Below are 14,336 nucleotides of genomic sequence, written 5' to 3'. Positions count from 1 at the left end.
TGAGTTTTGAGACGCCGGCGTTCTTCGCCAGTCATTTCTATGTTGCGAAACGTGAGGGCGCGTAGACGCTCATGTCAGTGTTCGGTGTTCTGCCCGCAATCATCTGGGCCAGAAGTCGCCCCGTTTTCGGCCCGCCTGTCAGGCCAATGTGATGGTGCCCAAAGCCCATATACGCACCGCTGATCCCCGGAGCCTCACCGATAATCGGGATCGAGTCGGTTGGTGCTGGGCGGTGCCCCATCCATTCCACTTCCTCCTTCCATGTCAAACCCGGGAAGGCCACCCGGGCATTCTTGCGCATCAATTCAAACGGCGCGCGTGAGGGTGGCGCATCAAGTCCGCCAAACTCCACAATGCCCGCCAAACGAATGCGGCCATCCATCGGTGTGGCGACAAATTTGCCAGAAACCACCATGACCGGACTGCGCGGCATGGCAGAAGGCTCCACCAATTCAAGATGATAGCCGCGTTCGGTTTCAAGGGGAACAGAAATGCCCAAAAGCTTAGCCAAAGGCCCCGACCAAACGCCCGCAGTTACAATTGCCGTATCACACGCGATGGTTTCGCCTGCCGCCCGTATACCGGTTACGCGACCATTTTCCTGAACCACGTCATCGACCGCTGCACGTAGGATTGTGCCCCCATGTGCCTCGACATACGCCGCCAGATCTTTGACGTACCGACCTGGATCCGTGATATGGCCATGATCCGAAAGTTTCGCCGCAAAACCGATATCTTCACTATAGACCGGGTCGTAGGCGTGAAAGCCCGGGCCTTCCAATTCGTCCCATGTGAATCCGTTTCTGCGCCGAATGTCCCAGCCAAACGCATCATCATTGAAATGCGCGCGGTCCTTGTACAGGAACAGATAGTCAGACGGCACGATCCACTTTTCAGCGCCTGTGCCCTCGGCCAACGCTTTGTGGTCGTTCAGGCTATCGCCAACAATTGGCGTCAAAGCTGACGCGATGCGTTCCACATCTGATGCATTCGCATGACTCAGATAGCGGGTTAGCCAAGGGATCAGCTTTGGAAGATACCCCCATCTCAGGAACAACGGCTGAGACGGGCTTAGCAGCATTTTGGGCGCCTTCCGGAGCAGCCCTGGAACAGTCACCGGAACAATCGAGCAGGACGCCAGCACGCCCCCATTGCCATGTGAGGTGCCCTCTCCCGGTCCGGCCTTGTCGATCAGGATTACCTCGTGACCATCCCGCTGCAGCCATACCGCAGCAGACACGCCAACGATCCCGGCGCCGATGATCGCTATGGTCTTCTTCTCGCTCATGCCCCCACCGCCTTGGCCACTGCATAATCCTCAAGCTTGGTTACATCAGGCCTGTTGCCGAGCCCGGGTGCGTCAGGAACTACAACTTCGCCGCTGCTTACTTGGAAAGGGCTTTCCAGAATGTCTTCTTTCAGGAAGTAGGAGGCTTGATAGAACTCGCAGCCCAAAGTGATTTCAGGGGTTGCCGCGATCATATGCGTGCCTGCCAGATGGGCCAATCCGGCTTCGAACATATCACCACCATAGGCCATCAGACCATGTGCTGCAGCAATACGCGCGACGGTTTGCCCGCGCGTAAGGCCACCGGATTTCATGATTTTCACCGATATGCCATCGCAGATACCATCACGCGCGGCGCGCTCCATGTCTTCGGGGCCAAAGACGCTCTCATCAGCCAGAAGTGGGACGTCAATCATCTGTCGCAACTTGCCCATCATGCTGAATTGATGAGCGCGGACAGGTTGCTCAATGAAATCCGGAGCGAATTGCGCAACATCGCGAACCTGTGCCGGTGCATCCTCGATACTGAGTCCCTGATTGTAATCAACACGAACCCTGAAATCCGGATGGTTCTGCGCGAGATACTCCAACCGCATGATATCGAAGGCGTGATCTTTGAACCCGGTCTTGAGCTTTACAATCCGAACGCCATCGGCCTGCAATTGTGACAGCAGCTCAACATCCTGAGCAAAATCCGGGTTCGCAATTGAGCAACTGAGTGGAATGGTTGCCCGGCACTTCCCGCCCAGCAGAGACCAAACAGGAACCCCGCTGATTCTGCCCGCAAGATCCAGCAAAGCGGTTTCCAATGCAGCTTTCGCCTCGGTGCAATGAGCCACGGCATAAGCTGCCTGTGCCATGATCGCTGAACGATCACCCACTCTGGCTCCAACCACAAGAGGGCGCAAATAGCGATCAAGGGCTGCATAAGTGGCCTCTGGGGTGCCCGTGAAGACAGACCAGGGAGAGGCCTCTCCAAATCCTTCATTGCCGTCCTCGGATCTCAGCCGTAGGACGACTACTTCGCATATTCCTTCGACGGACCCGATGCCATGATCACGGCGAGACGTCACGGGCAACTCAAGATGCCAGAGATCATAGCCGATTATTTTCTGTGTCAGATCGCCCATTGCACCCTCTGCCAATGGCCAAAGCCTGCCTTGACGGGGATATCATTTCAAATACTATATTATCTAGAGGTCATCAGGAAAAATGATACTATAGCGATGTCCCTGCGATTTCGTCAGCTACAGGCTTTTCACGCCATCATGGAAACCGGCACTGTCACGGGTGCGGCCTCGGTGCTTGGGATTTCACAGCCCGGGATCAGCAATCTGTTGGCACAGCTAGAGCGCGAAGCGCGTTTGCCGCTGTTTGAACGCAACAAAGGCCGGTTGCTGCCTACGCCAGAAGCTGAACTTCTATACCGCGAGGTTGATACGGTTGTTCGGGGGCTGGATCACGTGGCGCAGGCGGTCACGGATCTGCAGAACAAGCATCCGGGTCAATTGCAGATCGCCGCACCACATCTGCTATCCTTCGGCTTCATGCCGCGTGAGATCGCTCGCTTCGCAGAAAGCCGCCCGAACCTGTCGGTAAGCTTTCAGTCGCAGTATTCCTCGAAGATTCAAGAATGGGTAATCTCTGGCCTGTTTGAGATCGGCATTGTCGAGATGCCCATTCTGCATGACACACTGAACTATCAGGTCTTTGAGTTCGAAACGCTGGCGACCTTTCCGGAAACCAGCCCTTTGGCAGATTATGATGTGCTCACACCCGAAATCCTTGAAAACGAACCATTCATCGTGATGGGGCCAGAGCATCAAACCCACCGACGAACTCGGGACACCTTCCAATCAGCGGGGCGCAACTGGCGGACCCAGATTCACACCCATCTGTCAGAAAACCTGCTAAGTTTCGTCAAGCAGGGCATGGGGGTCGCGATGATCGATCCCTTCACTGTCACCTTTGACGACGAGAGCGGGTATCAAACCCGCCCCTTCCGACCGGCTGTGATGCTTGATCTGGCCATTATCACCGCGAAAGGGCGACCCCTATCAACGATTGCACAGGATTTTCTGGCTCAGCTAACCCCTTCGATCGCCTCTTATGCCACCCATTCCGAAACCGGTGCAGCGGCCTCGTGAAGCGGTTGTGAGTAAATGTCGACCAATGTCGGGCCATCATGCTCGATAGCCTGTTTCAGAACTTTGGACAGGTCTTCGGGATCTTTGACAGTCCATGATTTCACACCAAAGGCGCTCGCAACAGCGGCGTGGTCGGTGCGGTTGAAATCAACATTGTAGTATCTCTGCCCAAACCCTGCTTCCTGTCCGGCCTTGATCCAGCCAAAGACCGAGTTCGAGAATACAATTGAGGTGATCGGCATGTTGTGCCGCACCATGGTTTCGAACTCACCACAGGCAAAGCCGAATGAGCCGTCACCCATCACCGACAAGGTTTTGACCGAAGGCCGCCCAAAATGCGCACCCATTGCAGCACCCAATGAATACCCCAACGCCCCATGCGCCCGGTTAGTGATGAAATGCCGCCCCGGTGTCCGCCAGCGGTAATGCGCGCTGAAATATGGGCATGGCGTGCCGGGATCAGCGACAACAATCGCATCATCATCCAGGATATCCATTAGCGAATCCATGACAGCCTCGGGCCGGATCGGCGTTTCTCGGCTGGCTGCAAGCGGGGCGAACGCAGCCAGTTTGGCCGCCCATGCCGCGTTTGATTTGGCCGCCCCGCCCAGCCTGGGCAGGTCTTGGCGTGCCGCCAATGCGTCCGCCAATGCTTCCAGCGCGAGACGCGCGTCGGCACAAATAGCGACTTCGGTCGAATAGTTGGCTCCGATCACCATCGGGTCACTGTCGATATGAATGATGGTGGCATCGCGCGCAGGGCTTCTCCAGCGCTCGGTCGTGACGGATCCTGCGCGACATCCGATGAACAGAACGACATCCGCCGCATCTACCACAGCGCGGGTGGCAGGCACCCCGCCATTCGATCCGACAACACCAAGCGCGAGCGGGTCTGTCTCGGCAATCGAGCCCTGCCCCGACACGGTCGTGGCGACAGGCATATCCAACAGTCCCGCAACCCGGCGCAGTGCGTCGCTTGCCCCTGATAGAACGGGTCCACCGCCACAAACGGCTACAGCGGATTTAGACTTTGAAAGTAACTCAGCTGCCGCCTGGACCGCATCCATATCGGGGCCTGCACGTTCCGCGGGATAGCTGCGATGTCTTGCATCCGCCCATATCTCTGCCTCGTCCACCGGCGCTTTCTGAGTGTCGAAGGGCAAGGCAAGATGTGTGGCCCCAGGTGTACCGGTGGTCATTGCACGGAATGCCGCCCGAACCATGGCCGGCAATCGTGTGGCGTCATCCAGCGACGCATTCCACTTGGCCAGCGGCTTGAACAGCGCGGGTTGGTCCAATTCGGTCAGCGGGTACTTTCCCCGGCTGGTTGTCGCCACATCCGAGGTGATCGCAAGAATAGGAACCGAGCTTTCGTTGGCTTCGACCACGCCAGGTAGAATATAGGTCGCCCCGCCCCCAGACGGGCCTTCGCAGACACCCGGCTTACCTGTCACCCTTGCATAACCATCCGCCATGTAGGCCGCATGACGTTCATCCCGCGTCAGAATGTGCTGAATACCGTGATCCATCCGAGATAGCGCATCATAGAATGGCAAGGTTGTATCACCACATAGGCCGAACATGTGCTTCACGCCATGTGCCTCAAGCATACGGACCATTGCCTCGGCTCCGGTCAGGTAATTCGTTCCTGTCATGGTCTGCGACTCCCTTAATCTAATCTGCACACAGACCTGTATACAGTTTTGTATATTGATTTCAAGACTGGCCTGTGGCACCTGTGGGGCAACGACCAAAAGGCAGTACCAATGGCAGGTCCACGCGTTGATGATATCTACGATCAGGTGAAGGCCATGGCGGTTTCATTCCGCCTGCGTCCCGGCGATCGTTTGAACGAGGTCGCCCTGTCGAAAGAGCTGGGCGTCAGCCGCACCCCTTTGCGCGAAGCACTGAACCGGCTGGTCGCCGAAAGTTTGTTCGACTTCCGCCCGGGACAGGGTTTCTTTTGCCGCCCATTGGATGCCCAAAGCATTTTTGACCTGTTCGAGCTGCGCCAAATCATCGAAACCGCCGCCGTCCGCGCAGCGTGCACCAAGGCCACCACAGAACAACTGCAGGCGCTTCACGACGAACTTTATGCGACGGGTATCGATATCACCGGGCTTACGGTTGAAGAGGCCGTCACGCGAGATGAAGCGTTTCATCTGGGCATCGCCCGGCTGTCTGGGAACATGGAATTGCTGCAAAACCTGATGCGGATTAATGAGCGCATTCGCTATATCCGATGGATTTCCATGAGTCTGGACCGGGTCCAACGCTCAAAAGACGAACATAAGCGCGTCATGCAGGCCTTGATGAACCGCGACGCTGATGAGGCCGCGCAGGCTTTGGGCACCCATATCAACAAGCGGATGGATCAAGTGCAGGACGCGGTGCGCCATGGGATATCAAGCATCTATATGGAAGGGTCGGACGATATCTCGACCCGCATCATTCAGGAGGCGCAGTCATGATCGCGCAGGGCGGAAAATCCATATACGGCGCATCTGTCGGCATCCTGATGTTGGACGCACAGTTTGCACGTATTCCCGGTGATATGGGCAACGCTCGGACATGGCCGTTTCCCGTGCTCTATCGCATCGTGCGCAACGCCTCGCCTGATCTTGTGGTCCGACAAGGTGCTGAAGGAATGCTTGGAGCGTTCATCGATGCCGCACGGGAACTTGTCAAAGACGGGGTTGACGGGATCACCACCAATTGCGGCTTTCTTTCGCTGTTTCAGGATGAACTGGCCGAGGCGGTTCCTGTTCCGGTCGCGACGTCCTCGATGATGCAGGTCGATATGGTGAACCGTATCCTTCCTGCAGGAAAGCGCGCCGGCATTCTAACCATCTCCGCCTCAACACTTACGGATGAGCACCTGCGAAAGGCACAGGTCCCCGACGGAACTCCAATTGGCACCACCGAAGGCGGCAGCGAATTCACAACCGCTATTCTCGAAAACGCATTGACGCTGGATGTGGACAAAGCCCGCGACGACAATGTCGAAGCAGCGCTTGCGCTGCAAGCGGGCAATCCCGACCTTGGTGCAATTGTACTGGAATGTACAAACATGTGCCCTTACGCGGCGGACATACAGCAGGCGACTGGTTTGCCAGTGTTTTCTATTGTTACTTTCATCAACTGGTTTCAGGCCGGACTAAACCCGCCAAGGTTCTGATCAAGTGAACAGTAAGTCCAGAGTAGCCGCCGCCTATAGCCAGATGGCGATTCTGGACCTATCGGCAACAGCTTGACGGTGAACCAGAACCAAGCAATCAAGAAACGAAATCAGAACAGCGCCAAAACGATCATCGTTAACCTCAAGGCACCTGTTCTGACGCCGATTAACAACAGTTCAGGAACCGAGACGCATGACGAAAACACCGATCGAGCTGTTGGCGGCCAGTGCCTCGGAAACCCGCCCAATTGTAGCGCTGAGCGAAGGCACCGATCCCCGCATTGTTGCCGGAGGATTAGCCGCCCATAAGGCTGGTCTGGCCAATATTATTCTCGTTGGACCTGAGGCCGACGTTAAAGCGGCGCTCGCGGCAGAGGGTGGCTCAACCGGGGACGGTATTGCCATCCATGATCCTGCGCATTCGGAACTGACTGACGCTTTTGCGGCCGAGTATTATTCTCTGCGCAAACACAAAGGTGTCGATGAAGCCAAGGCACGCAAAGCCGCAGAATCGCCGCTGGTCTATGCCGCGATGCTGGTGCGAATGGGGCACGCAACAGGAACCGTGGGCGGGGCGGTCCATACCACAGGCGATGTGGTCAGAACTGCCATCCAGGTTATTGGAATGAAGCCCGATGTTGGAATGGTATCCTCGTTCTTCCTGATGTACCCACCCGAGGCCGCCGCTGAGGGCGCTCGCGCCATGCTCTATTCAGATTGCGGCTTGGTGATCGATCCGACATCCGAAGAACTGGCAAACATTGCGGCCGCTTCAGCGGTGTCCGCGCGGGCATTGCTGCAGGAAGAGCCAAAGATCGCGATGTTGAGTTTCTCAACAAAAGGCAGCGCCCAACACCCAGCGGTGGACAAGGTCGTCAACGCGACAGAAATACTGCGGGCGAAACACCCAGAGTTGAATGTGGATGGCGAGCTGCAATTCGATGCCGCCTTCGTGCCGTCGATTGGTGAGCGAAAATCCCCCGGGTCCTCGGTCGCGGGTCAGTCGAACGTCAAGATTTTCCCAAATCTGGATGCCGGAAATATCGGGTACAAGATGACTCAACGGCTGGGCGGTTATCTGGCGATCGGTCCGGTTTTGCAGGGGCTCGCCAAACCGGCCAATGATCTATCGCGCGGATGCAGCGCGGAAGATGTGACGCAGATCATCGCGGTGACCATCCTGCAGGCGCGCGAACCCTAAACTCGGCAGCCCGCCTGCTTTATCGCGCAGGCCCGCGACCCATTCATTACAAACAAAGGACCATCCGTTATGGCGTCCGCCGATCCTTCAGCCCTATCCCTCACCGAGCGGAGCAAGGAGCGTGTTCGCACGCTCTTTCCCGGCGTCATGATCGCCGTAACCGTTGCCGTCGCCGCCAAGTTCCTGTCCGAGCATTATGCTACCCCGGCCATGCTGCTTGCCCTTCTTTTGGGGATTGCGGTCAGCTTTCTGGGCGAAGAAGGAAAAACCGTTGAGGGGATCGGATTCGCCGCACGCACACTTCTGCGCCTTGGCGTGGCCTTGCTGGGTGTGCGCGTGTCGATGACCCTGATGCTGGGTCTGGGCTGGGACCTGATTGCCCTTGTGATCGTCGGAGTGCTGTTGACCATAGGATTTGGCCTGTCCGTAGCTCGTTTTTTTGGCCACAGATGGCGCTTTGCCTTTCTGACCGCCGGTTCGGTTGCAATTTGCGGTGCATCGGCGGCAATGGCGATCAGTGCAATCCTGCCCAAGGACGAACGCTCGGAAGAGCGTCTGATTTTTACGGTCATGGGCGTGACCGTTTTGTCCACCATCGCCATGATCGCCTATCCGATCCTGGTACGCACATTGGGGATGAACGAGATTGCGGGCGGTGTGTTTCTGGGTGGCACCATCCATGATGTGGCTCAGGTTGTCGGCGCGGGATTTTCGATCTCGGAGCAAACCGGAGATACAGCGACGCTGGTCAAATTGTTCCGCGTGGCGATGCTGGCACCGGTGGTTTTGGTCGCTTCACTGATTATTCGTGGCTTTGCCGAAATGGACGCAGACGGGAAACGCCCACCGCTGTTGCCGGGATTCGTGTTAGGATTTCTGGTTCTCGCTGCGGCATCCTCATTCGGATTGATCCCGCCAGCGATTTCAGAATTTCTAAGCCAATGCTCTCGATGGTTGTTGCTTGTTGCGATCGCAGCTGTTGGGATGAAGACAAACCTTAAACAGATCCTGTCGGTCGGTGCAGCCGCAATCGCCCTCATCATAGTGGAGACGTTGTTCATCGCCGTGGTAATTCTGGCCGGGATTAACCTATTAACCTGAAGCAGTTACCAAGAGTTTTCCGCCAACTGCGACGGCTGAACGGCAACCCCTGACAGTCCGGTGCGGGTTTGTCGATTGCCTTCGTTCGCGGTGTTTGGTTCATTGGCGACTGGCGCTTTGCAGCGCTTTTTCGTTCGATTCCGAATGGTCCCTCAAGCGAGATGAAGAATATGGACAACACCTTGCCTCTGCCACCCGGCCCGCATTCCGAACCGGGCTTTTGGCTTGATACATCTGAACACCGCACGTGGTTGAAAGATCAGACTATGCGACAGTTGGCGTTTTTCAGCGCAAGTTGTCGGACCGAGCCAGGATTTTTCATCCTCGACCATGATGGCAGCCCGCTGCCAAACACATTGCAGGAACTGCACACGACTACACGCCTAGTGCATTCTTACGCTCTGGGGCATCTGATTGGATTTCAAGGCGCAGAGCGGATCATCGATCACGGTATGGCCTACCTCAACAGCCACCACAAAGACCGGGATCACGCCGGTTACCTTTGGGCTTTGGATGGTGACAACATCAAGGATGATCGCAAACTTGCCTACGGGCATGTCTTTGTTCTGCTCGCTGCCTCAAGCGCAAAACAGATAGGGCACCCGGAAGCTGACAAACTGCTGACCGAAGTCCGAGATGTTTTGGACACCCATTTCTGGGATGATGAGGCCGGGTTGTACTGTGACGAGTGGAACCGCGATTGGACTCCGTTTTCCACATATCGCGGAATGAACGCGAATATGCACGGAGTTGAGGCACTGCTTGCAGCTTTTGAGGCGACAGGCGACGAAATCTATCTTACCCGCGCCGGTCGTATTCTGGATTTCTTTATCGGCCGGATCGCACCTGCTGAAAACTGGCGCTTGCCCGAGCATTTCACCTCAGATTGGCAGATTGACCGGGGCTATGCCGGTGACCCGATGTTCCGTCCCGCAGGCACGACCCCGGGCCATTCGTTCGAGCTTGGGCGACTTCAGCTGCAGCATTGGGATTTATCAGGCCGACCAAACTCGGGCGCGCCCGAGTCATCGCGACGATTGATTGAGCAGGCCCTCAAGGATGCGTGGCTGCCCGGCGGCGGCATGGCATATACGCTGGATTTTGGGGGTCGGGTCGCAAATGCGTCGCGGTTCTGGTGGCCCGTAGCTGAAGCCATTGGTGCGGTTGGAGCCCTGATCGCACTGGATAAAAGGCAAGAGGATGAAATTTGGTACAGAAAACTCTGGACCTTTGCGAATGAAACGTTCGTGGATCACCAACATGGCGGCTGGTTCCCGGCGGTGGATGAATCCGGTGACATCGTGACATCCATCTTTGACGGCAAACCGGATATCTATCATTCATTGCAGGCTTGCCTGTTCCCGCTATCGGGGCGCTTATCGCGGATGGTGCCGCTTTAGCGCGCGGATTCAAGCAGAGCGAGACCCGCATCGAGCCGGCTCAATTGAAGAGTCGGGGCAAATCTGCTATGTTTAATGCATTCAACACCATCCGACGACCTGCGAGTTCGGATGCGTTTCTTGACGAACGGATAGGAGAGTTGAATGGCAAATCAAGCACGTGGAAAGCGAACGACCCGAAAGGGCACACTTGAGGTGAGACCACAACCATCGGCCCATTCCGCCCTGAGCGAACGGGCCAGTGCGTCAGGCCTCATGACCCCGCAAATGCTGAGCGAACGCGATGAGCGCGTCTCAAAAACTCGCAAAAAGGGCGGGCCTGCTTTGGAAGAAGATAATTCGGATCAATCCGGCAATGACGCTGATCCGACGGAACTGGATTACTAATCAATTACGCACATTTTTTTGACATGAGTAGATTACGGAGGCTGCTATGCCCTCGACCCATCAGCCAAGGATTTTCAACACAATAAACCTTACAGATTTCGATACTAACGGCCAAACCTCTACTGTGGGCGAGCCGACAGTTTCCAGCAACGGAGGTCAGATTCTGGCCACTGGCAACTGGTATGCAAGTCGGTCACTGGACGGCGGCCAAAGCTGGTCTCACATGAGCCCTTTCACGTTGTTCCCACCTGTTGACGGGGGGTTTTGCTGCGACCAGACCACGATTTACGACCCAAGCAGGGATCTGCTTATCTGGCTGCTTCAATATATCGAACAGGGGGGCACCAACACACTGCGGGTTGCGGTCAAACAAGGGCGCACCTTGGGGAACGACACATGGAACATTTGGGATTTCACCCCCGCCGGGCTTGATCCCGCGTGGAACAATGAGTGGTTCGACTATAACCACGTTTCGTTGTCCGAAAACTATATGTATGCGGGCACCAATGTGTTCTCGGCCGGGGCTAACCAGTTTACCCGCTCGGTCATTCTGCGGATTTCACTGGACGAACTGGCGACCGCGGCAACGCTATCATTCGACATATTCGAAACAGAAGACAACTTTTCTCTGCGCTGCGTACAAGGCGCACGCGGCGCGATGTACTTTGCCAGCCACAACACGAACTCGCAGATCCGCGTATTCAGATGGGCCGAGAACGCCTCGGACATAGATGAATTCGACATCGATGTCACGCCTTGGTCCGCAGGCAATTATTCCGCGCTGACCACCGGTGGCGACTGGATGTCGCGCACTGATCCACGCATTATGGCTGGTTGGCTGGGACGCGGCGTTCTGGGCTTTATGTGGACAGCTAATCGTCAGACCAACAGGCCACTCCCTTTCGTCAGGACCGTCCGCATTGACGAAGCAACCATGTCATTGATTGACGAACCGGATATCTGGAACAGTCAGATCGCGTTCGCCTACCCCTCAACAGCTGTAAACCGGGTTGGTGATGTAGGGCTTTCGGTCTTTGCGGGTGGTGGGAATTTGCATCCGAGCCATGTTGTTGGCTCATACGACGATATCGATCTGACTTGGCGGCTGGCCCTCGCTCGACGGGGCACAGACACTCCGGGTCTGGGAAAATGGGGCGACTACACCAACTGTGCCGAGGTTGCCGATGATGGCTTCACCTGGCTGGCAGCCGGGTACACGCTGCAGGGCGGGAACACCCAAACTGACATCGAACCAACCATGACCTGGTTCGCACAGCAGCGCTATGACGCACCACGTCGCCATCCGCCCGTTATCGTCTAAAACATTATAACCATTTATAATTCAGGGATATACATCATGCACAGAGCGATTAAATCACAAGGCGTAAAGTCATTCTTGCGGCAGGAAGCCCCCTGGCTACTTATCGCCTTTGTTATTGCTGACCTATTCTACAAATGGGGGTCATTCGCCCTGGAATGCGTCGGCTTTCTGCTGACTTGGTACGTCCTGAGCCTTCTAGCCAGCCTGGTGTCACGTATGCTGTGGGGGGAAAACTCAGCTGTCGGAGATTGAACCATCGATCAATCTTTTTAAGCTTGCGGACTATTGGTTTGCCTCCCGCCCTGGTACATTACGAGTTTGTTGCGCGTAGGTCTGAAATCACTTCGGACAACAGCTCAATCCCTTTTCGGATAGAACCGGGTTGGATTGACGAGACGCCAAGACGAAAGTGGTATCTCCCTGCGGTTTTATTTGAAAAACAGGGCCCGATCGGCTCCACAATAACACCGCGTTTTAGGGCGGCTTGACATATCGTCATGGCATCCAACCGGGCCTCGGGATCAGAAAGCACAAAAACCGTTCCGCCAAATTCGCCCGTTTTCAGGAAATGGGGTAGCTTTTCACGGATCGTCGTATCAGCCAGATGCCAGCGCAGCTCATAATTCTGGCGAACCCTGCGCAACAAGCCATCATAGTACCCCAAGTTAATAAACGCGGCAGCAGTGTGCTGAAGAATCATCGGTGGATGGCGCATCATCATTCCCCGGCAATCGCGCGCGGCGTCAATAAATTCTGGCGCAGCCGCCAGATACCCCAGGCGCAAACCTGGTGAAAGACCTTTGGAAAGGCTGCCCAAATAGATCAGTCGATCCGTGTCATCCAGACTGCGCAGCGGCAGCAAAGTAGAATGCCGGTAATCCACATCGCATTCGTAATCGTCTTCGACTATGTAAAAATCATACTCTTCAGCGGCCTGCAGCAAGGCCTTGCGGCGGCGCTCGGACATCGTAACGGTGGTTGGGTGCTGGCGATTGGGGGTTACGAATACCAGGTCAGCCTCACGCAGACGTTCATCGACGATCAAACCCTCGCTATCAATGGGTTGAAACCTTACATTCCCAAAATTTGCCTGAAGGATCTTGCGTGCATCCGGATATCCCGGATCCTCCATAACCGCAGTTTTATCGCGCCCGCCGAACAACAGGCTGGTGATAAACAACCCGTTTTGCGAACCCAATGTGATCAGGATTGAATCGCTGGGTTCAAAAATACCGCGACGGGGCAGGATGCGCTGCCGGACCTGCTCGATAAGTTCAAAGCAATCCTCGTACAGCCCGTCTGCAGACCAGATTTTCAGATGCTTTCGATTCATGGCCAACCGAGTGCATTCGCGCCAATCCGCAACCGGGAATGCGCCATCATCGATTTGGTTGCACACAAACGGATAGTCGTACTTGTACCAGTCATTTGGGCGCTGGATGGTTTCGATCTCTTCGGTGCGGCGCAGTTTGTTCAGTTTCTGGCCAATCGATGTGCGCTGTCTGGTGCTGGTTCGCCCAATCGCATCACCGTCCGTGCGAATCCCTACGTCAGAGCAGACATAATAACCCGAGCGGGGCCGGGCCTCGATCAGTTGCTCTTCTTCAAGCTTTCGATAAGCCGCGACGACCGTATTGATCGAAACATCGAGATCCCGCGCCAACCCCCGACATGAGGCAAGCTTTAGTCCAGACGGCATCAAACCTTCAAAAATGAGTCGTGAAATCTGCGAGACGATCTGATCTCGCAAACCGCTGGACTGAGTTTTGTCGATGCTCAACCGTTGTGTCATGTCCTGTCAGGCTCTAGTCGCAAATTCTGCGACGCGATTTGCAAACTGTATCCATGTTTTCAAGTGCTCCATACAAAGTGGAAACGACGCCAAATTTCCCAATTCTGTACTGGCAATGCTGAAAGCAATTGCGCTCTTACCAAAAGCGGGTTGATGATAACTCAAAAAAGAGACTTCAGCCAACGCTATGTTTTTAAAGCACTTATACCGACCTGAGATGTGCTTAAGCAACCTGCGCTGCCATTGTTGAACTTGTAACATCTTATCGCTCGGGACTGAATCGCGGCATCGAGCAGTCACTCGGCGCGATGAAATCTGTACCCATTATTACAAACAACTGTATCTTTCTCAGTCGAACTCCTTCGCGTTTGCTGTAGCGATCCGGGAAGTTCCATGTCGAAATTAGGGATCACCCGGGCCGTTCGATGCGACTAGGGAGGGAGACCGTTCGCATGGTTTTGCAGGAGTGGGATATGCGTCGACTCTGTGAACAGCGATTCAGCAGACGTTTCTCTGATGTC

At 55.5% G+C, this 14,336-nt stretch carries 12 protein-coding genes; 8 read left to right on the top strand and 4 right to left on the bottom strand.

What is annotated here, in order from left to right:
* Window positions 1–37: 37 nt before the first annotated feature.
* A complete protein-coding gene (locus ACR0I1_RS08860) occupies window positions 38–1,288 on the bottom strand; it encodes an NAD(P)/FAD-dependent oxidoreductase (protein WP_480705975.1) in 1,251 nt (416 codons plus the stop codon).
* Entirely contained in the window at window positions 1,285–2,418 is a 1,134-nt protein-coding gene (locus tag ACR0I1_RS08855) for an enolase C-terminal domain-like protein (protein WP_480705973.1), read from the bottom strand. The genes ACR0I1_RS08860 and ACR0I1_RS08855 overlap by 4 nt, the downstream gene beginning before the upstream one ends.
* A 96-nt stretch (window positions 2,419–2,514) precedes the next feature.
* Here ACR0I1_RS08855 and ACR0I1_RS08850 point away from each other — a divergent pair, with 96 nt between their 5' ends.
* A complete protein-coding gene (locus tag ACR0I1_RS08850) occupies window positions 2,515–3,435 on the top strand; it encodes a LysR family transcriptional regulator (RefSeq protein ID WP_480705971.1) in 921 nt (306 codons plus the stop codon).
* Here the strand turns inward: ACR0I1_RS08850 and ACR0I1_RS08845 are convergent.
* Window positions 3,396–5,090 (bottom strand): thiamine pyrophosphate-binding protein, encoded by a 1,695-nt coding sequence (locus ACR0I1_RS08845; protein WP_480705969.1) that lies wholly within the window; start codon window positions 5,088–5,090, stop codon window positions 3,396–3,398. The genes ACR0I1_RS08850 and ACR0I1_RS08845 overlap by 40 nt on opposite strands.
* Window positions 5,091–5,201: 111 nt before the next feature.
* Here ACR0I1_RS08845 and ACR0I1_RS08840 point away from each other — a divergent pair, with 111 nt between their 5' ends.
* From ACR0I1_RS08840 to ACR0I1_RS08810, 7 genes are all read left to right on the top strand, one after another.
* Complete coding sequence (locus ACR0I1_RS08840; protein WP_480705967.1) at window positions 5,202–5,906, top strand: GntR family transcriptional regulator; 705 nt, start codon at window positions 5,202–5,204, stop codon at window positions 5,904–5,906.
* A complete protein-coding gene (locus tag ACR0I1_RS08835; RefSeq protein ID WP_480705965.1) occupies window positions 5,903–6,613 on the top strand; it encodes an aspartate/glutamate racemase family protein in 711 nt (236 codons plus the stop codon). The genes ACR0I1_RS08840 and ACR0I1_RS08835 overlap by 4 nt, the downstream gene beginning before the upstream one ends.
* 193 nt (window positions 6,614–6,806) lie before the next feature.
* Window positions 6,807–7,814, top strand: a complete 1,008-nt coding sequence (pta, locus tag ACR0I1_RS08830) for a phosphate acetyltransferase (protein WP_480562262.1) — start codon at window positions 6,807–6,809, stop codon at window positions 7,812–7,814.
* A 69-nt stretch (window positions 7,815–7,883) separates the two neighbouring features.
* A complete protein-coding gene (locus ACR0I1_RS08825) occupies window positions 7,884–8,915 on the top strand; it encodes a YeiH family protein (RefSeq protein WP_480705963.1) in 1,032 nt (343 codons plus the stop codon).
* A gap of 170 nt (window positions 8,916–9,085) precedes the next feature.
* Window positions 9,086–10,315 (top strand): AGE family epimerase/isomerase, encoded by a 1,230-nt coding sequence (locus ACR0I1_RS08820; RefSeq protein WP_480705961.1) that lies wholly within the window; start codon window positions 9,086–9,088, stop codon window positions 10,313–10,315.
* 144 nt (window positions 10,316–10,459) lie between these two features.
* A complete protein-coding gene (locus ACR0I1_RS08815; protein WP_170509048.1) occupies window positions 10,460–10,702 on the top strand; it encodes a hypothetical protein in 243 nt (80 codons plus the stop codon).
* 46 nt (window positions 10,703–10,748) lie between these two features.
* The gene (locus ACR0I1_RS08810) at window positions 10,749–12,023 is read left to right on the top strand and encodes a hypothetical protein (protein ID WP_480705959.1); all 1,275 of its coding nucleotides are present in this window, start codon (window positions 10,749–10,751) and stop codon (window positions 12,021–12,023) included.
* Window positions 12,024–12,333: 310 nt separating this feature from the next.
* Here the strand turns inward: ACR0I1_RS08810 and ACR0I1_RS08805 are convergent, their stop codons facing one another.
* Window positions 12,334–13,815 carry an aminotransferase-like domain-containing protein gene (locus ACR0I1_RS08805; protein WP_170393774.1) on the bottom strand — a complete coding sequence of 494 codons (1,482 nt, stop codon included), beginning with the start codon at window positions 13,813–13,815 and terminating at the stop codon, window positions 12,334–12,336.
* Window positions 13,816–14,336 lie beyond the last annotated feature (521 nt).

The sequence above is a fragment of the Ruegeria sp. B11 genome (assembly GCF_056539785.1).
The sequence above is the reverse complement of the archived record's forward strand: the minus strand, read 5'-3'. Positions and strand labels throughout refer to the sequence as shown.